We start from the raw sequence: 19,207 nt of genomic DNA on the forward strand, positions 1-19,207 counted from the left end.
TACCTTAATCCTCAGTCCACGGTGACACGGAAGACGAGGGTACGTTCATCACCGGCTGCAACGCTGGCGATGGTGCCGGTCACATCGGTACCATCGAAGCTGCCACCGGCCGATCCGTCACCATTACAGGTGAAATCGCCCGGATTGGTGCCCGGGAAGGTGCCTGCAACCGTGCCATTGAGCAGGATTGAGCCTGCTACAAAGGTGGTGTTGGCCGGAACCTCGTCGACAATGGTCACGCCGGTCGCCGGAGCAGCACCTGCTCCCGCAGCGTTGCCGACAACGATGCAATATTCCACCGTTGCACCCGGAATGGCTTTCGGGTTGCTGGTGCCGTTGAACGGATCTTCAATGACCGTGCTGATCTTGCGAACCGTGATATCGGCGGCAGCGACAGTGAAGTCATCGGCGGCGCTGAACGCAGCGTCACGATTGCCATCGGTATCGCCGGCACTGTCGGCAAAGACTGTGTCGACTGCAGTCGGATCGTCGGCGGACCCAAGATCCTCGGTCAGTGCGGCGCCAATGCTGCCGGTTCCGGCGGCAGTTTCACGCGCAGTCGCCGTCAGCGTGACCGAAGCCACATTGCCGGTCACTTCACCACTACCGATATCCGCAACCACGAATACGGTAACGCTGGCATCCTGGGCCAGATCTTCGATGAATGTTGCAGTGTCGACTGCGGGATCGAAGATATTGTTGCCGTCGGTATCGACGAAGATCTGCAGGTCGGTGACGTCGGTATTGTCCGTGCCGCCATTGGGTGCGGCACCGTTGCCGCGGTTGGCTGCGCCCAACTGAAAGTCGAGCGTGGCGTTGGAGTCATTGGTGACGACATAGGTCAGCAGCGGCGGGTTGTTTGTCAGGTCATCATTGACCTGGCCCGGCGCAACCGTGGTGGTGACCGAGTCCGATGCCGCAACCGTAAGATCGATTTTGCGGTCGACGACAAAGGTGTCGGATGCTGTCTCGTCGCTCTGGTCGACACCGCCGACCTGATAGGACACAGTCACATTGTTGGTAATATCGGTACCGGCAGCCGTATCCTGTGCAAAGGCCGGCATACTGATACCCCCCGCCATAGCTATGGCGGAAACGGCCGCAGTAAAGCGCAATTTCCTGTTCATTCTGGTCTCCTGTTTTTATTTCACCCCTTCCCCAAGGAGCGAAATTCCGCGGCTATCTTACTATGCCACGGAAGGTTAACTTCCCTTCACTACCTTTTGTTATTTCTCGTAAAATACTCCATCGGACATGGGTAACATCGTCCACCGTAGCGGGCCTGTACCCCCCGTCCGCTGTGGCTATTCGCAAGTTTTGCAAACGCCCCCAGCTGTTGCCGCCATCGACCGATACCTGTTCGGTGCCATCCAGCGTCTCGCGGAAAGCAACCGCCTGTGGCAGCGGGTTGGTGATGACGAAATCGGTGACCGGCGCATCGCTGATATTGCGATAGCGCAGGATGAAGATCAGCTGGTCGCCGGGCAGAACCTGATCCGGTTCTTCCAGCCTGACGGCCTTGCTGTCCCCCTGGTCAATGATGCGCTCGACAAAGACTTGGCTTTCCAGTTCAATCGCACTGTTTGCCGACGCTGGCGCGGCAATCGTGCCGAGCAGTGTAGCAAAGCCAAGAAAAGCGCTCTTTATCAGATTCTTGACAGGATTTGGCATTACTCGACCTCCACCTGAAATGTGATTGTCCGGGTCTGGTCACCGGGAACATCACCGAGATTGACGATGATCGCCGTGCCATCGAATTCGCCACCATCACCATCGGTATCGGTGTCGGTCAGCGAAGCGCCTTCCAGGGTGATGCTTTCCGGCTGATAGCTGGTGCTGGCGGGAATCGGGTCGGCAACCACCAGATTGGCGACGGTGCCGCTGCCTGTCGTCGTTGCCACCAGCGAATAGGTGATGATCGAGCCGGGAACGACGGTTGCGCCGCCGAACGGATCGGCAACCACCGCCGATTTCTGCAATGCTACAGTTGCAGCCTGGATGATGAAGAAGCCGGCATCGTCGTCATCGGCGCCGGTGGTGCCGACAACGGCATCGCCGCCGCCATCGCCCGCGCCGTCAAAAGATGTACCCGGTGCGCCGGTACCGGTAACCGCCTCGGCGGTCAGTGTGACTTCGGCCCGGTTGCCGTCGACTGGATCGGCGGGAATGTTGCTGATGATGAAGACGGTGATGTTTTCATCGGGTGCCAGCAGCGGATCATTGGTGCCTGGCGCGTAAATTTCGTCGACGCCAGGGTCATAGGTGCCGTTTCCATCGGTATCGAGAACGATCTGAACCAGCGTGGTGTCGAAATCATCACCGGGACGCGCGGTGTCGGCGGTGAGGGTGAAAGCCTCGTTACCGTTGCCGTTATTGGTCACAGTGTAGCTGAGAACCTGGTTCTCCGCCTCGGGTTGGGTCGCTACGTCGCCGGGATCGGCAGATTCAACATCGACGTCGAGAATCTCGTCGACGATGATGGTCACGGTGTTCGAGTCTTCCTCGATGCGACCGCCCGGACCGTCATAGCTGGCGGTTGCGGTGTTTTCGATCGGCGTGCCGGCCAGCGTTCCCGCCTGCGGTGCGGTGGCCTGGGCCAGCGCCGGCGTCGCCGTGGCGATCGCCAGTCCGCTGGCCAGCATGGCCGCGAAAAGACGTGCTTTTGGCGCACAAATAATGGTCTTCACATGCATCATAAGCCCCAATTCTGGATGCGTTCGTGGGCCTTATGACAAAAAAACTACAAAAAACGGTTAACTGCACCGCACCAATCTGGCTTAAGGGGGAAATCGCTATAGCACTGAAAAATATAGATATTCAGAAGATACAAATGTAAACATACTTAACATTTGAGGGCCGGCGGTAAAACACTGGCAAATTGGCAATGCCCGCCAGTTAGGTTAGATATTGGCTATGGACGACAACTCTTCTTCGCCATCATCGGACGAGCGCAATCGGCTGCTCGCCTCGGTTGCCATGATTGGCGGCACCGCGCTATTGCTCGGCGCGCCCTTTGCGCTGATGGCGGGGGCAGAGTTCTTCCTGCCGCTGACCGTCGCTATCGTGCTGTCTATCGCGCTGGTGCCGTTGCTCGAATGGCTGGAACGGCGGCGTGTACCGTCGCCGCTGGCAGCGTTTATGTGCGTCATCGCCTTTCTGGTGATGGCCAATGGCGCGCTGGCGCTGATCATCGTTCCGGCGACTGCCTGGTTCGTCAACCTGCCCGAGCGTATCCCGCAGATAACCAGCAATTTGCGACCATTGATCGACTTTTATTCCGATGCGCAGCGTTATCTCGACGAGACCTTGCGCCTGGTGCGTACCGAAGCGGTGGCAGAGGTGCAGAAGGTGACCACCGATTCTCCGACCTCACTGATCGATGTTTTCATCAGCTCAGCCCCGGCGGTTGGCATCCAGATGGTATTTGCATTGCTGGTGATCTTCTTTTTCCTGTCTGGATGGACCCGATTGCGCACCGGTGCGATCAACAGCCGAGGCAGCTTTACCGGGGCGATGGCGACGGCGCGGGTGATCCAGAATGTGGTGTCGGCCACTTCAGCCTATCTGATGACAATCACCTTCATCAACATATTGCTTGGGATATCGGTTGGCTTCGTACTCTATCTCATCGGCATGGAATCGCCGGCAATGTGGGGCGGTATCGTCGCTTTGCTCAATTTCATCCCCTATCTCGGGCCGGTTCTGGCTGCAGTCATGCTGGCGCTGGGCGGGTTGATGACCTTTAACGACCTGACCTTTGCGCTCCTGCCGGCGCTTATCCAGATCACCTTTCACACCGTCGAGGCCAATCTGGTGACGCCGATGATTCTGGGTCGGCGACTGACAATGAATCCGCTGCTGATTCTGATTTCTCTGAGCTTCTGGAGCTGGATCTGGGGCACTTTGGGGGCCTTGCTGGCAGTGCCACTGCTGATTATCATCCAGACCATCATCGCTGCTGCCGGCAAGCCCGATATTGCCGGTTTCCTGTTCGAATCCGGTACTTTGACACGGGGGCAGTCACCGCCAAGTCCACCCGGCGCACCGCCCGGCAATGTCGCCCGCAAGGAAAATGCCACGCCATCGGGAAAAGTCGTGCAGGAGAGTTGACAGGCCGGACCGCCTCCTTTAACTGCCGCGCTTCCAGTGCAGATGTCACGGACATATGCGGGTGTAGCTCAGTTGGTTAGAGCGCCGGCCTGTCACGCCGGAGGTCGCGGGTTCAAGTCCCGTCACTCGCGCCACTTAATCATAAAGTGTGCGCTTTTTCTTGCCGATAATCGTTATAAAATAATGTGATACAAACCCGCATGCTGCTCGCGGCAATAGTGTACGCGTTTAGCTGAAGCGCCCGGTTTCCATCCAGGTCAGGATTGGCCGCACCGGAAACACCCAGATGATCCCGGCGACAAGATAGAACAGCATTTGCAGCAATACCGGCCAGCCGACAATGCCATCGGCGATGTTGATCACGATCACCGCCCAGACCGCGATGATCAGCAGAATCGCGATGATGCCCATGGGTTTGCGCAATGTCGGTTTCATATCAACGTTCTCATATCGCGGTGACTGTATCGCCTGACAGCCGGGATGTGGCAGGGGTGATGACACCCTCTTGCGTGATCACAAGATCGAGTGGCATGTCGTGCTTTTCAACCGGTATTGAATCATGCTGCTGCACAGACCAGGCCAGCCCGATGCGCATCGCTTCGGGATTAGCGGCAAAATAGCGGTCATAATGCCCGCCCCCCTGACCCAGACGCTGCCCCTGATCATCGAAGCCGAGCATTGGCACGATCAGCAGGTCAGGGCTTAGCTCTGGCGCATGACGGCTTGGCTGCATGACGTCAAAAGGGCCTTGCTCAAGCGCATTGGACGTTGACCATTGTCGAAAAGTCATGCTTGTCTGTCGGTCGGAAAACCATGGCAATGAAATAATTTTATCTATATCGCAGAATAACTTGTGATAATTCTCTGTCGTCACTTCTGAACTTGTGGGGTGATAGCTGCCGATAATGGTGGCTTTGTCGAACAGCGTGCGCAATGGCCTTGGGATAACCGAGAAGCAAAGCCGTTTTTCCAATGGTGCCATTTGCGCCACAAAGGCGTTGCGTCGCTGGCGCAGCAGGCTGCGTAGCGCCGATTTATCAGTGGCTATATCGGTCAACCGGATGGGTCCTGTCGTTGCGGCGCAAGCCGCTGGGGATGGGTGGCGGAACCGCGTGCGTCGGTTGCTGGAATATCCTCTGACGCCAAAACGTCAGGTGGGCGCCATATGCATTGGACCAAAGTCCAGACAGGGACGGCTCCCTTAGGAAGATGTATCGCCTCAGGGATGTTCTCGTCAGCGCGTGCGCTGCAGTCCCGCCATGGCTTATCTAGGCTTTCGCTGTCGGCTTCTCAAGGGCCTCGGCCAGTGCCTCGACTCTCTCGGCCAGGCTTTCGAGTGCCCTGATCGCGCCTGCCGGAACCGCCGGGGTTGGCGCATCACTGGCTTTAGCGCTGACCTGCATGGGGTTTTCGCTGGTTGCCTGCGCCAATTGCGCCTCTTTTTCCTTCAATGCATCGGCGAGGAACAACGAAGCGAAGAGCAGCCCGCGTACCTCTGTCATTGCTGGCCCACCCGCTGATGCCTTGCGCAGCTGGTCATCGATCATCGCCGCGAGCGACTGGATGTGTTCCTGCTCACCATCGCGGCAGGTCACAGGATAGGAGCGCCCCCCTATGTCCAGCGTCAGATCCGCCATTAGCTGCCCTCCGTGCCGATGATGCGGTCGATACGCTTGACCGCATCTTCGGCGGCTTGACGCAGCCGATCATGCTCGGCGCGCGAAACAAGGTCATCCGTGTCCATGGCTGCAGTCTGGGCCTGAGCCTGTTGTTCAAGACGGCTGACAGCGCGTTCGAGCCGTCCAATGGCAAGTATAAGATGGTCTCCACTCATGCCATGGGAATAGCATTCACACGCGGAAAGTCCAACGCTTCCAGTGCGGTGAATGCAGATATAGGCGGTATGGCCACTGCCACCGTCTTGACGGGCACGATCAGGAGTCGCAAAGGAGCGGCGTCCGTTACGAATCGACGCCGGGCGGAATACCACGGATCGGACAGGCCGGACCGATGCAAGGAAAGCCGATACGCTTTATGACCGCAAAGACAGACGCAGATTCACCAGCAGCTTCCGGGACCGGTTTCGAGGATTGCGCCAACGCCATTCGCGCTTTGGCCATGGACGCTGTCGAGCGCGCCAAAAGCGGCCATCCCGGCATGCCGATGGGTATGGCCGATGTGGCGACAGTGCTGTTTCAGGATTATCTGAAATATGATCCGGCCGATCCCGAATGGGCTGATCGTGACCGTTTCGTGCTGTCCGCTGGGCATGGCTCGATGTTGATCTATGCGCTGCTGCATCTGACGGGCTATGCGCGACCGACCATGGACGATATCCGCAATTTCCGGCAGCTGGGCAGCCCGTGTGCTGGCCACCCGGAGAATTTCGAGTTACCCGGTGTTGAGTCTACCACCGGTCCGCTGGGGCAGGGGTTGGCCATGGCTGTGGGCATGGCCATAGCCGAGCGACACTTGAATGCGGAATTTGGCGATGATCTGGTCGACCACAAAACCTGGGTGATCGCCGGCGATGGCTGCCTGATGGAAGGCATTAACCATGAGGCCGTGGGTTTGGCCGGTCATTTGGGACTGGGTCGGCTCAATATATTGTGGGACGACAACCGTATCACCATTGATGGCGCAACCGACCTGTCGACCAGCGAAGATGTTCCCGGTCGCTACCGGGAATCGGGCTGGCACGTGGTTGAATGCGACGGCCATGACCCTGAGTCCATCCGCACCGCAATGGACGCCGCCATTGCCGATGCGCGACCGTCACTGATTGCCTGCCGCACCATTATCGGCAAGGGTTCCCCCAATAAGCAGGGCACTGCGGCGACCCATGGTGCGCCGCTGGGCGAGGACGAGGTTTCTGCAGCCCGCCGCGAATTGCGCTGGGTCCATTCGCCGTTCACCGTGCCGGATGAAGTACTGGAGCGCTGGCGGACCGCCGGAACACGCCATCAAGAAACGCATAAAGCATGGCAGGAACGACTCGCATCCAGCGATAATAAGGAAGAATTTCAACGACGCTTGGCTGGTGATCTGCCCGAGCGCACAGGACTGAACAGCCACATTGCCAGCTTGCTCAAACAGCCGCAAAAGGTCGCCACGCGCAAGGCATCCGAACTCGCGCTGTCGGCTATCAACGCCAGCGTGCCGGAAACCATAGGCGGCTCGGCCGACCTCACCGGTTCCAACAACACCAAGACCGGCGATATGACGATCTTTTCCGCCGAGAACCCTGCAGGCCGCTATATTTATTACGGCATCAGGGAATTCGGTATGGCGGCGGCGATGAACGGTATGGCGCTGCATGGCGGCGTCATTCCCTATGGCGGTACATTTCTGGTATTTACCGATTATTGCCGCTCTGCGATCCGGTTGTCGGCGATCCAGCGCCAGCGTGTCATCTATGTCATGACGCATGACAGCATCGGCCTTGGCGAGGACGGCCCGACGCACCAGCCGGTCGAACATATTATGAGCCTGCGGATGATGCCCAATGTCGATGTGCTGCGTCCGGCCGATGCGGTGGAAACGGCGGAATGTTGGGAGATTGCGCTGCGCAACAAGGACCGGCCGACAATATTGGCGCTGACCCGCCAGGGGCTGCCGCAATTCCGCATGGAGCCTGCGGAGACCAATCGCTGCGCCAGGGGAGCCTATCGTATCAAGAGTGCGGGCCATGCGCGTCGCGCGGTGCTGGTTGCTACAGGTTCGGAAGTGTCGCTGGCACTGGAAGCCGCAGAAAAGCTGGAAAAACAGTCTATAGGCTGCGACGTGGTGTCGATGCCGAGCTGGCGTCATTTTGACGAGCAGCCGCAAAGCTATTGTGACGATATCCTGCCTCAGGATGCATTTATTGTGTCGGTCGAAGCCGGGGTCACGCTGGGGTGGGAACGCTATATCGGTCGCAATGGTCTTTCCATCGGGCTCGACCGCTTTGGTGCCTCGGCGCCGGGCGCGGACCTGTTCAGGCATTTCGGCTTTGACGCCGAGGCGATCGCCACAAAAGTTTCGGAGAATTTACCCGACTGAGCGCGGGTATCAGAACCATCACGCCGCCAACATGATGATCATGCGGCAGATATCGGATCAGGGAGCATAAAATGACGGTCAAGGTTTCGATCAACGGTTTCGGGCGTATCGGGCGGCTTGTCGCCCGCGCCATTCTTGCGCGGCCCGAAAGCGGGCTCGAACTGGTGTCGATCAACGACCTTGCCGACGCCAAGGCCAATGCGCTGCTGTTCAAGCGCGACAGCGTACATGGCAGTTTTGCTGGCGAGGTGAGTGCAGATGGTGACAATATGATCGTGGATGGCAAAGTCATTCGCGTCACCGCCGAGCGCGATCCGGGCAAGCTGCCGCATGGCGAAATGAGCGTCGATATCGTGCTCGAATGCACCGGTTTCTTCCAGTCCAAAGAAGCCTCGCTGCCGCATATCAGCGCCGGAGCGAAGCGCGTTCTCATCTCGGCGCCGGCCAAGAATGTCGATAAAACCGTGGTTTATGGTGTCAATCACGACGTCTTGACGTCAGATGATGTGGTCGTCTCCAATGCCAGTTGCACCACCAACTGTCTGGCACCGGTGGCCAAGGTGTGTCACGACACCGTCGGCATCGAACGCGGCTTCATGACCACCATCCACAGCTATACCAATGACCAGCGCATTCTCGACCAGATCCATGGCGATATGCGCCGCGCCCGGGCTGCGGCAATGTCGATGATTCCGACCACCACCGGCGCGGCGCGTGCCGTCGGTCTGGTGCTGCCCGAGCTTAACGGCAAGCTCGACGGTTCCTCGGTGCGGGTGCCGACACCCAATGTCAGCCTCGTCGATCTCAGCTTCATGCCGTCACGCGACACCAGCATCGAAGAGATTAATGGTGCGCTCAAGGCGGCAGCCGAAGGCCAGCTAAAAGGCGTTCTAAACTATAGTGAAGAGCCTCTTGTTTCAATTGATTATAATGGCGATTCGCATAGCTCGACCATTGACAGTCTGGAAACCGCTGTCATGGAGGGCAAGCTGGTGCGCGTCGTCAGCTGGTATGACAATGAATGGGGCTTTTCCAACCGCATGGTCGATACTGCAGGCGTGATGGCCGGCCTTCTCTGACCATCCGTCATGGCGCCGGGGGAGGGCGATATGGGGAGATTCCGAACGCTTGATGATATCGGGACAGTCGCTGGTCACCCGGTACTGGTACGTGTCGACCTCAATGTGCCGATGGCTGACGGCAAGGTCACCGATGATACCCGACTGCGTGCGCTGGTACCGACGGTCAGCGAACTGGCCGACAAGGGCGCCAAAGTATTGTTGCTGTCGCATTTCGGCCGTCCCAAGGGAGTTGCCAACCCGGCTTTTTCGCTGCGCCCTGTGGTTGAACCACTCAGCGCTGTGCTTGGCCGGCCGGTCGGCTTTCTCGCTTCGCCCGAGCGTCATGCCATCGATATTGTCGAGGGCGGGCATATCATCGTACTGGAAAACAGCCGCTATTATCCGGGTGAAGAGAAGAATGATGCCGAACTGGCGCATCAAATGGCCAGCTTTGGCGATTTTTACGTCAATGACGCCTTTTCCGCAGCGCACAGGGCGCATGTCACCACCGAGGGGCTGGCGCATCTGCTGCCGGCTTTTGCGGGGCGCGCGCTCGAGGCCGAGCTGAAAGCACTGGATCAGGCACTGGGCAATCCTGAGCACCCGGTAGCGGCGATTGTCGGTGGTGCCAAGGTGTCGACCAAGCTTGACGTGCTGCGCAATCTTGTGGCCAAGGTCGATAATCTGGTTATCGGCGGCGGCATGGCCAATACCTTTTTGGCGGCGCAGGGTGTCGATGTCGGCAATTCGTTGTGCGAGCATGACCTCGCCGATACTGTACAGGCGATCATGGCGGCCGCAGACAGCGCCGGTTGCACCGTGCACCTTCCCTATGATGTGGTGGTAGCGAAGGAATTTGCCGCCCACGCCCCCAATCGCACGGTCAATGTGCATGAGGTTGGTGCTGACGAGATGATACTCGATATCGGGGCATCAGCGGTAGAAGCGCTGGCCGATGTGCTCAAAACCTGCCGAACGCTGGTGTGGAATGGCCCGCTGGGCGCTTTCGAGACTGAACCCTTTGATACCGCCACCGTGTCGCTGGCCAAGACTGCGGCGGCGCTGACCCAGGAAGAGCAGCTGGTCAGTATCGCTGGCGGCGGCGACACGGTCGCGGCGCTCAATCATGCCGGCGTGGCCGACCAGTTCACCTTTGTCTCGACCGCCGGGGGTGCGTTTCTTGAATGGATGGAGGGGCGCGAATTGCCTGGTATTGCCGCCTTGACGTCATGATCGTCCGCCGGTTCGCTGACGGCGATCGCGCCGCCATTGCCGCGATTCACAGCCTGAGCTGGCAGCAAAGCTATCGCGAGCAGATGCCTCCGGCATTTCTCGATGAGGAATTGCCGTCAATCATGCAGCAACACTGGAATAACAAGATTATCCGTGAACAGGACATTGTGCTGGTCGCAGAGGATAATGACAAGATTATCGGTTTTGTCGCGGCATGGGACGGCGATCCGGTTTATCTCGATAATCTGCACGTTGTCGAAGCCTATCGCTCGCATGGGGTCGGACGATGCTTGATGGGGGAAACCGCGATCCGCGCCCGCGACAATGGTCGCACGGCTATCGACCTGCATGTGGTTATCGGCAATGACCGGGCCAAGGCGCTGTATCTTGCCATGGGCGGGGCGGTGAGTGCAGAAGAGAATAAGGATTTACACAATATTCCGGTGGCGCATTACCGTATCAGCTGGCCCGATGTCACCACACTTATCGAACACACGACTCAATCCCGAAGGACCGCATAGTCATGACCAACCAGACGACACATAATCCCGAAATGTCGAAACAGATGGCCGAAAGCCCCGGCTTTATCGCGGCGCTCGACCAGAGTGGCGGATCTACGCCCAAGGCGCTGCGCGGTTATGGCGTTTCCGAAGATGCCTATAGCAATGACGAGGAAATGTTCGCGCTGATCCATGCCATGCGCAGCCGTATCGTCACGGCGCCATGCTTCAATGGGGAAAAGGTCATTGGCGCGATATTGTTTGAACGCACTATGGATGGTGAGGCCGATGCTATGCCGGTGCCGCAAAAGCTGTGGCAGCGCGGCGTGGTACCGTTCCTCAAGGTAGACAAGGGTCTGGCCGACCAGGATGACGGTGTGCAGCTGATGAAGCCAATGCCTGAACTTGATGCGCTGTGCGAGCGCGCCGTCGCCAAGGGTATATTCGGCACCAAGATGCGCTCGGTTATCCATGAAGCTTCGGAAACCGGCACCAATGCGATTGTCGACCAGCAATTTGCCGTCGCGGCGCAGATTGCGGGGCACGGCCTGATGCCGATCATCGAACCCGAGGTGAATATCAAGAGTGAGACACGCACCGAATGCGATGCGATCCTGCACGATGCGGTGAAGCGGCATCTCGATGCTATGCCGGACAGCCAGCAGGTGATGCTTAAGCTGTCCATTCCGGCGACGCCCAATCTCTATGGCGATCTTGTTGCGCATCCGCGGGTGATGCGTGTGGTGGCACTGTCCGGCGGGTTTTCACGTGACGAAGCCTGTAGTGCGCTGGCGCGCAACCCCGGCATGATCGCCAGCTTCTCGCGCGCACTGTTACAGGATCTGCGGCAGGACATGGATGATAGCGGCTTCGACAAGGCGCTGGGCAGCGCGATTGACGAGATTTATCGCGCGTCCATGGCCTGATCTGGCGTTGCGGCATGAGTGATATTAACTGGTCCGAAGTCGATGCCTATATCACCGATCATCTGATCGGCGATGATCCGGCGCAGCGGCAGACGCTGGAGAGCAATCGCGCATCGGGCCTTCCTGCCATCGATGTCTCGGCAGCACAGGGGCGGATGCTGGAGCTGATGGTCAGGGCGGTATCGGCACGCAATGTGCTCGAAATCGGCACTTTGGGAGGCTTTTCCACTATCTGGCTGACGCGCGGTCTGCCCGATGATGGCCGTATAATCAGCCTGGAGCTTGATCCGGATTATGCTGAAGTTGCGCGCCGCAATGCGGCTGCTGCCGGTCTTGGCGACAAGGTCGATATCCGCGTCGGCGATGCCGCGGCGTCGCTGGCGCATTTGGCTGCAGAGGATGCTTCCTTCGATTTCGCCTTTATCGATGCCGACAAGGAGAATTATCCACTCTATCTCGACTGGTGCTGCCGGCTGGTCAGGCCCGGCGGCATGCTGATCTTCGACAATGTCGTACGCGAGGGCGAGGTGGTGAATCCCGAAAGCAGCGATCCCAAGGTTCCCGGTACGCGCCAGCTCTATGAGATGATCGGCAACAGAAATGATGTCGAGGCCACCGCTATCCAGACCGTGGGTGAAAAGGGCTGGGATGGTTTCCTGCTCGCAATTGTGGAACAGACAGATTAACCCATGACCGCCATTCCGCCATGCCAGCTTTATCTGATCTCGCCGCTCGACGTCGGTGGTGATTTCCCGCGGCGTCTGGAAGAGGCACTGAAAGCTGGTCCGGTGGCAGCGTTCCAGTTCCGGGTGAAAGAGCTGGATCAGCATGAGGCAGCACGGCTCGCCGAACCGCTGCAACAGCTATGCGCCGATCATGATTGTGCCTTTATCGTCAATGATGACATAGCGCTGGCCAAAAGGCTGGGCGCCGATGGCGTACATCTGGGGCAGTCCGATGGCAGCGTTGCCGAGGCGCGGGCAGCACTGGGCAAAGAGGTACAAATCGGCGTTACCTGCCACGCCAGCCGTGATCTTGCGCTCGATGCCGGTGAGGCTGGCGCCGATTATGTCGCTTTTGGAGCCTTTTTCGACAGTCAGACGAAGGAAACCCGGCATCGCGCGACAGCCGAGCTGGTCCAATGGTGGTCGTTGATGGTCGAGTTGCCCTGTGTCGCGATAGGTGGACTAACGCCGGATAATGCCGGCCCAATAGTTGCCGCAGGGGCGGATTTTCTGGCGGTGAGTGGTGCGGTGTGGAACGCGGTGGAAGGGCCAGGGCAGGCGGTTATGCGCTTTGACGAGACGATTGCCGCCAATCCGCCGCCAACACCAGAAGACTGACGGCGGCAGCGTCAGGCAGCCAATGGCGACTTGCCTGTTTCACGGGCCTGCTGCAGCCGCGCGAGATAGCTGGCAAAATCGTCTTCAAATGCGGCGCATTCCGGAACACTGTCCTCATCCCGCTGCATATTGGGCAGGGCAGCAGGTAGTGGCGTGATCTTGCCGAACAGCCCGGCTGCTTTGATGCGCTTGCGTGATGTCTCTGATCTGTGTTTCATCATTCCATCCTTCGATGTCTTGTAAAATCTTTTATCAGAAGCGCGCTGTGACGGATTGCATGAAAACGACACATTCTTGCATTGCCGTAATAATCTTTCGAACACCGTTCACGCCGGTGACAATGCTTGCCATTGCTGCAGCAGCGCTATAGACGCCCGGGTCACATAAAGAGCAGCAAGCAGACAGGCGGAATGTCATGAAAATCAGTGGTGTCGATATTCGTCCCGGCAATATCCTCGAATATGAGAACGGGTTGTGGAAAGTCGCCAAAATCCAGCATACCCAGCCGGGCAAGGGCGGCGCCTATATGCAGGTGGAGATGAAAAATCTGGTCGACGGGCGCAAGACCAATGTGCGTTTCCGTTCCGCCGATACGGTCGAAAAGGTGCGGCTCGACACCAAGGATTTTCAATTCCTGTTTGCCGATGGCGACATGCTTACCTTTATGGACAAGGAAAATTACGAGCAGATCATGCTGGCTACTGATCTTCTTGGCGATGCCGCAGCATTTCTGCAGGACGGCATGGATGTGATGCTCGAACTCTATGAGGAAAAGCCGATCTCGGTGCAGCTGCCCGATCAGGTCGAGGCCGAGATTGTCGAGGCCGATGCCGTGGTCAAGGGCCAGACGGCATCCTCCAGCTACAAGCCCGCTATGCTCGACAATGGCGTGCGCGTGATGGTGCCGCCGCATATTGAGAGCGGCACGCGCATCATCGTCGATGTCTATGAACGCACTTATGTTGGCAAGGCCTGAGGGTAGCTTGGGGCAGACTGGGCAGGGACGTTAGACGATGCCAGCATTATCGGGTCTGATGCGCGTCATGGAACGCGCGGCGCGCAAGGCGGGGACGCGGCTGCGACGCGATTTCGGTGAGGTGGAGCATCTGCAGGTCTCGAAAAAGGGGCCCGCGGACTTCGTTTCCAAGGCCGATCAGCGCGCCGAACGGACAATTTATGACGAACTGCTCTCGGCGCGGCCCGATTGGGGTTTCGTGCTCGAAGAGGGCGGCACCATTGAAGGCGACCCGACGCGTCCGCGCTGGATCATCGATCCGCTCGACGGCACCAGCAATTTTCTTCACGGCATCCCGCACTTCGCGATATCGATCGCGGCGCAGGAACCGAAGCCCGATGGCTCGGGGTGGGGCGATATCATTGCCGGACTGGTCTATCAGCCGCTGACCGATGAAAGCTATTGGGCGGAAAAGAACCGCGGCGCCTGGCTCGGCGATCGCCGGCTTCAGGTTTCGGCGCGCAAGCGTCTCGATGAAGCGCTGATTGCGACCGGCATCCCGTTTATGGGGCATGGCGACTTTACCGAATGGTCGCGGATATTCGGCGCCATCGGTCCCGAAGTTGCAGGCATTCGCCGCTATGGCTCGGCCGCGCTCGATCTCGCCTGGCTGGCTGCTGGTCGTTATGACGGTTTCTGGGAAAGCGGGCTCAACAGCTGGGATGTCGCGGCAGGCATTTTGCTGGTGCGCGAGGCACGGGGTTTTGTCACCGATTATCGCGGTACGCCCGATGCCATGAGCCGGGGCCAGATTCTCGCCGCCAATGACCAGCTGCACAGCCGTTTGCACAAGATCGTCGCGGGCGCTTTGCGCAACGCCTGAGCTGCCTTTAATGCGGCTAAATGGCTGCACCAGCGTCGATAAGTTGATGCCCTCCCCGAAATTGGCGTAAAACCGCCAAAGCGATAGAGTTTTGCTATGCTGAAAGCAGGTCAAAAAAACCGAGTCTATGGCTTGCGATGGCCCCGACTGTCGCCTAGAAGCGCGTCAGTTTCGCACTAGGCCAATCGAACTTGGCTGAAGTCGCAAGATTAAGGTGGTTATGTGGTCGACCTGATTGAATATTTGCCGATCATGATTTTTGGCGGAATAGCGTTGGCTCTGTCGCTACTCTTTGTGTTCCTGCCCATGGGGGTTTCGCGCCTGACCGGAGTGCATAATCCCACGGTCGACAAGCTAACCGAATATGAGTGCGGTTTTCCCGCCTTTGAAGACTCACGCAGCCAGTTCGATGTGCGCTTCTATCTGGTAGCCATCCTGTTCATCATCTTCGACCTTGAGGCGGCTTACCTCTTTCCCTGGGCGGTTTCACTTGAGGAAATCGGCTGGGCCGGATGGCTGACGATGATGGTGTTTTTGTTCGAGTTGATCGTCGGCTTTGCCTATGCCTGGAAAATCGGCGCGCTGGAATGGGAGTAAGGATTTAAGCGATGAACGATATTTCCCCAAAGGCTCCAGTCGCTGAAAACACACCGCCGGATGAGGCTTTTTTCAAGGACCTCAATGCCGAAGTGAATGACAAGGGTTTTCTGGTCACTTCTACCGAAGAGCTGTTCCAATGGGCGCGCACCGGGTCCTTGTGGTGGATGACCTTTGGTCTCGCCTGCTGCGCGGTGGAAATGATCCACGTCAACATGCCGCGCTATGACATGGAGCGCTTTGGTGCCGCGCCGCGCGCTTCGCCGCGCCAGTCGGATGTAATGATCGTCGCCGGCACATTGTGCAACAAAATGGCACCGGCAATGCGGCGCGTTTATGATCAGATGTCCGATCCGAAATATGTGATTTCCATGGGGTCGTGCGCAAATGGTGGCGGCTATTATCATTATAGCTATTCGGTGGTGCGGGGTTGCGACCGGATTGTGCCGGTGGACATCTATGTCCCCGGATGCCCGCCAACTGCGGAAGCCTTGCTTTACGGCGTGATGCAGCTGCAGCGCAAGATCCGCCGTATCGGCACGCTGGAGCGTTGATCCGATGGCACACTCCGCTCCCCATATCGCGCCGCGCGACGGTATTGTCGATGCGTTGAAGGCCAGTCTCGGCTCCAGCCTGCTCCATGTGGTCGAGGCCAATGGTGAATTGTCGCTGATCGTCGATCGCGATGCCATAGCCAATGTGCTGCAGGCGCTGCGTGACGACCATGATTATCAGCAGCTGATGGAAATCGCGGGTGTCGACTATCCCGACCGCGCCGAACGGTTCGAGGTCTGCTATCATCTGCTCAGCCTGACGCTCAACCACCGAATTCGGATCAAGCTCAGTACCGATGAAAACCATCCGGTGCCCAGCGTTACCCATATTTGGCCGGTTGCCGGCTGGCTCGAGCGTGAAGTGTTCGACATGTATGGCGTGATTTTCTCCGGCAATCCGGATCTGCGCCGCATTCTCACCGATTATGGCTTTCGTGGACATCCGTTTCGCAAGGATTTCCCGCTCACCGGCTATGTCGAGATGCGCTATTCCGAAGAAGCGAAGCGCGTCATTTATGAACCGGTCGAGCTGGCGCAGGATTTCCGCAGCTTCGATTTCACCTCGCCCTGGGAAGGCGCGGACTATGTGCTTCCTGGCGACGAAAAGGCGGAAGACGAGGACGGTGACACAAAAAATAAGGACGCGAAATAATGGCGGGCCATGTCGAGGAAATGCTGGGCGAAACAGACGCTCGTGATCCGGAGACCGGTGATCTGGAGATCCAGAACTACACCATCAATTTCGGCCCGCAGCATCCGGCGGCGCACGGCGTGCTGCGTATGGTGATGGAGCTCGATGGCGAGATTATCGAGCGTGTCGACCCGCATGTCGGTTTGCTGCATCGCGGCACCGAAAAGCTGATCGAATATAAAACCTATTTGCAGGCTTTACCCTATTTTGACCGGCTCGATTATTGCTCGCCGCTGGCGCAGGAATATAGCTATGTGCTGGCGATCGAGAAGCTGCTCGATCTGGAAGTGCCCGAGCGGGCGCAATATCTGCGCGTATTGTTCGCCGAGCTAACCCGTATCTGCAACCATATGCTCAATATCGGTGCGCATGTGATGGATGTCGGCGCGATGACGCCGAATATCTGGATTTTTGAAATCCGCGAACAGTGTCTCGAGTTTTTCGAACGGGCATCGGGCGCACGCATGCACAGCGCGTATTTTCGCCCCGGCGGTGTCCATCAGGATGTGCCGCTCAAACTGCTCACCGATATTGCCGACTGGCTCGATGAATTTCCCAAGCTGTTCGAAGACGCGATGAGCCTGGTCAGCGACAACCGGATCTTCAAGCAGCGCAATGTCGATATTGCCACGGTCAGCAAGGATGATGCGATCAAATGGGGCTTTTCCGGCCCGATGATCCGCGGTTCGGGCATCGCCTGGGATCTGCGCAAGTCGCAGCCCTATGATGTTTACGACCGGATGGAGTTTGACGTGCCGGTAGGTACCAATGGCGATTGCTATGACCGCTTCATGGTCCGCGTCGAGGAAGTGCGCCAGTCGGCACGCATCATGCGGCAATGCCTGCAGCAAATGCCCGAAGGTCCAATTGCCTCGACCGACCGCAAGGTCGTGCCACCCAAGCGTGGCGAGATGAAGCAATCAATGGAAGCGCTGATCCATCACTTCAAGCTCTATACCGAGGGCTTCCATGTGCCCGCCGGCGAAGTCTATGTCGCCACCGAAAGCCCCAAGGGTGAATTCGGCGTCTTTCTGGTCGCCGATGGCAGCAACAAACCCTATCGCTGCAAGATCCGCCCGACGGCGTTCTCGCACCTGCAGGCGATGGATTTCATGTGCAAGGGCCATATGCTGCCCGACGCCACCGCTATTCTCGGCGCCATTGACGTTGTGTTCGGGGAGTGTGATCGGTGAGCAAGCCAGACAATATTCTGGATAAGCCTGCGAAAACAGAAGTTCGGCTTTTTGCGCAGTGGGCGGATTTCGCATCGCGCTATAAGTCGTATTTTTCGACGTTCGGTATCATCTGGGCCTGCATTACAGCAGCTATTTACGCGCGCTGGATCGTACTGCCCGATATTCCCTTCATCACCGATGAACTGGCTGTGTATTTTGCCGGTGCGTATAATGTGATCTGGTGGGGCTTTCTCTATCCCCGGATCGAGAAGATGCAAAAAGATTACGACAAGTCCGTGAAAGAGTCCGCCGATGAGTGATGTCGCTAATGCCCCCGATGAAGCCGAAGTCCGCGCTCGCTGGGGCGGCTTTGCCTTTACGCCCGCCAATGACAAGCAGGCCAAAGCCGTCATCGCGCGCTATCCTGAAGGGCGCCAGCGTTCGGCGGTGATGCCGCTGCTCGATCTGGCGCAGCGTCAGGTGGGCGCCGAAACAGAAACACAGGGCTGGCTGCCTGTCCCGGTAATCGAATATGTCGCCGACTATCTCGATATGCCGTTTATGCGCGCCTATGAGGTCGCGACCTTCTACACCATGTACAATCTCGCGCCGGTCGGTCGCTATCATGTGCAGGTGTGCGGCACCACGCCGTGCATGTTGCGCGGATCGGATGACGTCATGGCGGCGTGCAAGAACAAGGGTATGGTCAAGGGCAAGACGACACCCGATGGTATGTTCACCCTGACCGAGGTGGAATGCATGGGCAATTGTTCCTCTGCACCAATGTTCCAGATCAATGACGATAATTATGAAGATCTGGACTATGACAGCGCCACCGCCATCCTCGAAGCGCTGGCCAATGGCGAAAGTCCGAAAACCGGCACCCAGATAGAGGGTCGCAAATCGAGCGAGCCCGAAGGCGGGCCGACCACTTTGAAAGAAATGGTTGATGCCAATCATGACTATCGGGGAGAGTGGTGATGGAGGGGCGGACTCTTTTTACCATTCTCGCGGTGCTCGGTGTGCTGGTCATAGCCGGCTATGTGTTGCAATTTCTCTACGCTGTGCTCGGCCTGGCCGTGCTCGCGGGCATCGTAGTCGTCGTCTATCTTGCAATGGAATCGAAGAAGAGCTGACC

Annotated in this window: 24 protein-coding genes, 1 tRNA gene, 1 other RNA gene and 1 pseudogene; 18 read left to right on the forward strand and 9 right to left on the reverse strand. The window is 58.0% G+C overall.

Features of this window, described 5'->3' with window-relative positions; all coding sequences use genetic code 11:
* Positions 1-11: 11 nt before the first annotated feature.
* The 3 genes from AAFX04_05605 to AAFX04_05615 are packed head-to-tail and all read right to left on the reverse strand — an operon-like array spanning position 12 to position 2,687.
* Entirely contained in the window at positions 12-1,127 is a 1,116-nt protein-coding gene (locus AAFX04_05605) for a hypothetical protein (GenBank protein MEO1044897.1), read from the reverse strand.
* A 52-nt stretch (positions 1,128-1,179) separates the two neighbouring features.
* On the reverse strand, positions 1,180-1,671 hold the full coding sequence (locus AAFX04_05610; protein ID MEO1044898.1) for a hypothetical protein: 492 nt from the start codon (positions 1,669-1,671) through the stop codon (positions 1,180-1,182).
* Complete coding sequence (locus AAFX04_05615) at positions 1,671-2,687, reverse strand: hypothetical protein (protein ID MEO1044899.1); 1,017 nt, start codon at positions 2,685-2,687, stop codon at positions 1,671-1,673. Before AAFX04_05615 ends, AAFX04_05610 begins: the two co-directional genes overlap by 1 nt.
* 226 nt (positions 2,688-2,913) lie before the next feature.
* Here AAFX04_05615 and AAFX04_05620 point away from each other — a divergent pair, with 226 nt between their 5' ends.
* Both AAFX04_05620 and AAFX04_05625 read left to right on the forward strand, forming a co-directional pair.
* A complete protein-coding gene (locus tag AAFX04_05620) occupies positions 2,914-4,110 on the forward strand; it encodes an AI-2E family transporter (protein MEO1044900.1) in 1,197 nt (398 codons plus the stop codon).
* A 57-nt stretch (positions 4,111-4,167) separates the two neighbouring features.
* Positions 4,168-4,244, forward strand: a tRNA-Asp gene (locus tag AAFX04_05625).
* A gap of 94 nt (positions 4,245-4,338) precedes the next feature.
* Here AAFX04_05625 and AAFX04_05630 read toward each other — a convergent pair.
* The 5 genes from AAFX04_05630 to AAFX04_05650 form a co-directional block, all read right to left on the reverse strand.
* Positions 4,339-4,545 carry a DUF2842 domain-containing protein gene (locus AAFX04_05630; protein MEO1044901.1) on the reverse strand — a complete coding sequence of 69 codons (207 nt, stop codon included), beginning with the start codon at positions 4,543-4,545 and terminating at the stop codon, positions 4,339-4,341.
* 10 nt (positions 4,546-4,555) lie between these two features.
* On the reverse strand, positions 4,556-5,167 hold the full coding sequence (locus tag AAFX04_05635; protein MEO1044902.1) for a 5-formyltetrahydrofolate cyclo-ligase: 612 nt from the start codon (positions 5,165-5,167) through the stop codon (positions 4,556-4,558).
* A gap of 44 nt (positions 5,168-5,211) precedes the next feature.
* Positions 5,212-5,368, reverse strand: a non-coding RNA gene (gene ssrS / locus AAFX04_05640) — 6S RNA.
* Between the two features lie 10 nt (positions 5,369-5,378).
* Positions 5,379-5,747, reverse strand: a complete 369-nt coding sequence (locus tag AAFX04_05645; protein MEO1044903.1) for a cell division protein ZapA — start codon at positions 5,745-5,747, stop codon at positions 5,379-5,381.
* The gene (locus AAFX04_05650) at positions 5,747-5,944 is read right to left on the reverse strand and encodes a hypothetical protein (protein MEO1044904.1); all 198 of its coding nucleotides are present in this window, start codon (positions 5,942-5,944) and stop codon (positions 5,747-5,749) included. The genes AAFX04_05645 and AAFX04_05650 overlap by 1 nt, the downstream gene beginning before the upstream one ends.
* Positions 5,945-6,144: 200 nt before the next feature.
* On the opposite strand from AAFX04_05650, the gene tkt reads away from it, so the two are divergent.
* From tkt to thiE, 7 genes are all read left to right on the forward strand, one after another.
* A complete protein-coding gene (gene tkt, locus AAFX04_05655) occupies positions 6,145-8,151 on the forward strand; it encodes a transketolase (protein MEO1044905.1) in 2,007 nt (668 codons plus the stop codon).
* 71 nt (positions 8,152-8,222) lie between these two features.
* On the forward strand, positions 8,223-9,230 hold the full coding sequence (gene gap, locus AAFX04_05660) for a type I glyceraldehyde-3-phosphate dehydrogenase (GenBank protein ID MEO1044906.1): 1,008 nt from the start codon (positions 8,223-8,225) through the stop codon (positions 9,228-9,230).
* Positions 9,231-9,260: 30 nt separating this feature from the next.
* A complete protein-coding gene (locus AAFX04_05665) occupies positions 9,261-10,445 on the forward strand; it encodes a phosphoglycerate kinase (protein MEO1044907.1) in 1,185 nt (394 codons plus the stop codon).
* Complete coding sequence (locus tag AAFX04_05670; GenBank protein MEO1044908.1) at positions 10,442-10,966, forward strand: GNAT family N-acetyltransferase; 525 nt, start codon at positions 10,442-10,444, stop codon at positions 10,964-10,966. The genes AAFX04_05665 and AAFX04_05670 overlap by 4 nt, the downstream gene beginning before the upstream one ends.
* Before the next feature lie 2 nt (positions 10,967-10,968).
* Positions 10,969-11,871 (forward strand): fructose bisphosphate aldolase, encoded by a 903-nt coding sequence (locus tag AAFX04_05675; GenBank protein ID MEO1044909.1) that lies wholly within the window; start codon positions 10,969-10,971, stop codon positions 11,869-11,871.
* Positions 11,872-11,885: 14 nt separating this feature from the next.
* Positions 11,886-12,557 carry an O-methyltransferase gene (locus AAFX04_05680; GenBank protein MEO1044910.1) on the forward strand — a complete coding sequence of 224 codons (672 nt, stop codon included), beginning with the start codon at positions 11,886-11,888 and terminating at the stop codon, positions 12,555-12,557.
* 3 nt (positions 12,558-12,560) lie between these two features.
* Entirely contained in the window at positions 12,561-13,214 is a 654-nt protein-coding gene (gene thiE, locus AAFX04_05685) for a thiamine phosphate synthase (GenBank protein MEO1044911.1), read from the forward strand.
* Between the two features lie 11 nt (positions 13,215-13,225).
* Here the strand turns inward: thiE and AAFX04_05690 are convergent, their stop codons facing one another.
* Complete coding sequence (locus AAFX04_05690) at positions 13,226-13,435, reverse strand: hypothetical protein (protein MEO1044912.1); 210 nt, start codon at positions 13,433-13,435, stop codon at positions 13,226-13,228.
* 194 nt (positions 13,436-13,629) lie between these two features.
* On the opposite strand from AAFX04_05690, the gene efp reads away from it, so the two are divergent.
* From efp to AAFX04_05735, 9 genes and pseudogenes are all read left to right on the forward strand, one after another.
* Positions 13,630-14,190, forward strand: coding sequence for an elongation factor P (efp, locus tag AAFX04_05695; GenBank protein ID MEO1044913.1), 561 nt, complete (start codon positions 13,630-13,632; stop codon positions 14,188-14,190).
* A gap of 37 nt (positions 14,191-14,227) precedes the next feature.
* Entirely contained in the window at positions 14,228-15,052 is an 825-nt protein-coding gene (locus AAFX04_05700) for an inositol monophosphatase family protein (GenBank protein MEO1044914.1), read from the forward strand.
* 222 nt (positions 15,053-15,274) lie between these two features.
* Positions 15,275-15,649 (forward strand): NADH-quinone oxidoreductase subunit A, encoded by a 375-nt coding sequence (ndhC, locus tag AAFX04_05705; protein MEO1044915.1) that lies wholly within the window; start codon positions 15,275-15,277, stop codon positions 15,647-15,649.
* An 11-nt stretch (positions 15,650-15,660) separates the two neighbouring features.
* The gene (locus tag AAFX04_05710; GenBank protein ID MEO1044916.1) at positions 15,661-16,203 is read left to right on the forward strand and encodes an NADH-quinone oxidoreductase subunit B family protein; all 543 of its coding nucleotides are present in this window, start codon (positions 15,661-15,663) and stop codon (positions 16,201-16,203) included.
* A 4-nt stretch (positions 16,204-16,207) separates the two neighbouring features.
* A pseudogene (locus tag AAFX04_05715) lies at positions 16,208-16,813 on the forward strand (NADH-quinone oxidoreductase subunit C).
* A gap of 41 nt (positions 16,814-16,854) precedes the next feature.
* Positions 16,855-18,087: an NADH-quinone oxidoreductase subunit D gene (locus AAFX04_05720; GenBank protein ID MEO1044917.1), complete on the forward strand. Its 1,233-nt coding sequence runs from the start codon at positions 16,855-16,857 to the stop codon at positions 18,085-18,087.
* Entirely contained in the window at positions 18,084-18,389 is a 306-nt protein-coding gene (locus AAFX04_05725; GenBank protein ID MEO1044918.1) for a hypothetical protein, read from the forward strand. Before AAFX04_05720 ends, AAFX04_05725 begins: the two co-directional genes overlap by 4 nt.
* Entirely contained in the window at positions 18,382-19,050 is a 669-nt protein-coding gene (locus AAFX04_05730; protein ID MEO1044919.1) for an NAD(P)H-dependent oxidoreductase subunit E, read from the forward strand. Before AAFX04_05725 ends, AAFX04_05730 begins: the two co-directional genes overlap by 8 nt.
* A complete protein-coding gene (locus tag AAFX04_05735) occupies positions 19,050-19,205 on the forward strand; it encodes a hypothetical protein (protein MEO1044920.1) in 156 nt (51 codons plus the stop codon). The genes AAFX04_05730 and AAFX04_05735 overlap by 1 nt, the downstream gene beginning before the upstream one ends.
* The last annotated feature ends 2 nt before the right edge of the window (positions 19,206-19,207 follow it).

The organism is Pseudomonadota bacterium (assembly GCA_039818985.1).
Classification (GTDB): Bacteria; Pseudomonadota; Alphaproteobacteria; order Sphingomonadales; family Sphingomonadaceae; genus Alterisphingorhabdus.

What these genes read in the sequence shown, in the direction of transcription:
- AAFX04_05680 (MEO1044910.1), top strand. Translation starts at nt 11,886, where the DNA reads ATGAGTGATATTAACTGGTCCGAAGTCGATGCCTATATCACCGATCAT.
- tkt (MEO1044905.1), top strand. Translation starts at nt 6,145, where the DNA reads ATGACCGCAAAGACAGACGCAGATTCACCAGCAGCTTCCGGGACCGGT.
- AAFX04_05610 (MEO1044898.1), bottom strand. Translation starts at nt 1,671, where the DNA reads ATGCCAAATCCTGTCAAGAATCTGATAAAGAGCGCTTTTCTTGGCTTT.
- AAFX04_05665 (MEO1044907.1), top strand. Translation starts at nt 9,261, where the DNA reads ATGGGGAGATTCCGAACGCTTGATGATATCGGGACAGTCGCTGGTCAC.
- AAFX04_05720 (MEO1044917.1), top strand. Translation starts at nt 16,855, where the DNA reads ATGGCGGGCCATGTCGAGGAAATGCTGGGCGAAACAGACGCTCGTGAT.
- AAFX04_05670 (MEO1044908.1), top strand. Translation starts at nt 10,442, where the DNA reads ATGATCGTCCGCCGGTTCGCTGACGGCGATCGCGCCGCCATTGCCGCG.
- AAFX04_05605 (MEO1044897.1), bottom strand. Translation starts at nt 1,127, where the DNA reads ATGAACAGGAAATTGCGCTTTACTGCGGCCGTTTCCGCCATAGCTATG.
- AAFX04_05730 (MEO1044919.1), top strand. Translation starts at nt 18,382, where the DNA reads ATGAGTGATGTCGCTAATGCCCCCGATGAAGCCGAAGTCCGCGCTCGC.
- AAFX04_05690 (MEO1044912.1), bottom strand. Translation starts at nt 13,435, where the DNA reads ATGATGAAACACAGATCAGAGACATCACGCAAGCGCATCAAAGCAGCC.
- gap (MEO1044906.1), top strand. Translation starts at nt 8,223, where the DNA reads ATGACGGTCAAGGTTTCGATCAACGGTTTCGGGCGTATCGGGCGGCTT.
- AAFX04_05675 (MEO1044909.1), top strand. Translation starts at nt 10,969, where the DNA reads ATGACCAACCAGACGACACATAATCCCGAAATGTCGAAACAGATGGCC.
- thiE (MEO1044911.1), top strand. Translation starts at nt 12,561, where the DNA reads ATGACCGCCATTCCGCCATGCCAGCTTTATCTGATCTCGCCGCTCGAC.
- AAFX04_05620 (MEO1044900.1), top strand. Translation starts at nt 2,914, where the DNA reads ATGGACGACAACTCTTCTTCGCCATCATCGGACGAGCGCAATCGGCTG.
- AAFX04_05630 (MEO1044901.1), bottom strand. Translation starts at nt 4,545, where the DNA reads ATGAAACCGACATTGCGCAAACCCATGGGCATCATCGCGATTCTGCTG.
- AAFX04_05700 (MEO1044914.1), top strand. Translation starts at nt 14,228, where the DNA reads ATGCCAGCATTATCGGGTCTGATGCGCGTCATGGAACGCGCGGCGCGC.
- efp (MEO1044913.1), top strand. Translation starts at nt 13,630, where the DNA reads ATGAAAATCAGTGGTGTCGATATTCGTCCCGGCAATATCCTCGAATAT.
- AAFX04_05710 (MEO1044916.1), top strand. Translation starts at nt 15,661, where the DNA reads ATGAACGATATTTCCCCAAAGGCTCCAGTCGCTGAAAACACACCGCCG.
- AAFX04_05735 (MEO1044920.1), top strand. Translation starts at nt 19,050, where the DNA reads ATGGAGGGGCGGACTCTTTTTACCATTCTCGCGGTGCTCGGTGTGCTG.
- AAFX04_05650 (MEO1044904.1), bottom strand. Translation starts at nt 5,944, where the DNA reads ATGAGTGGAGACCATCTTATACTTGCCATTGGACGGCTCGAACGCGCT.
- AAFX04_05645 (MEO1044903.1), bottom strand. Translation starts at nt 5,747, where the DNA reads ATGGCGGATCTGACGCTGGACATAGGGGGGCGCTCCTATCCTGTGACC.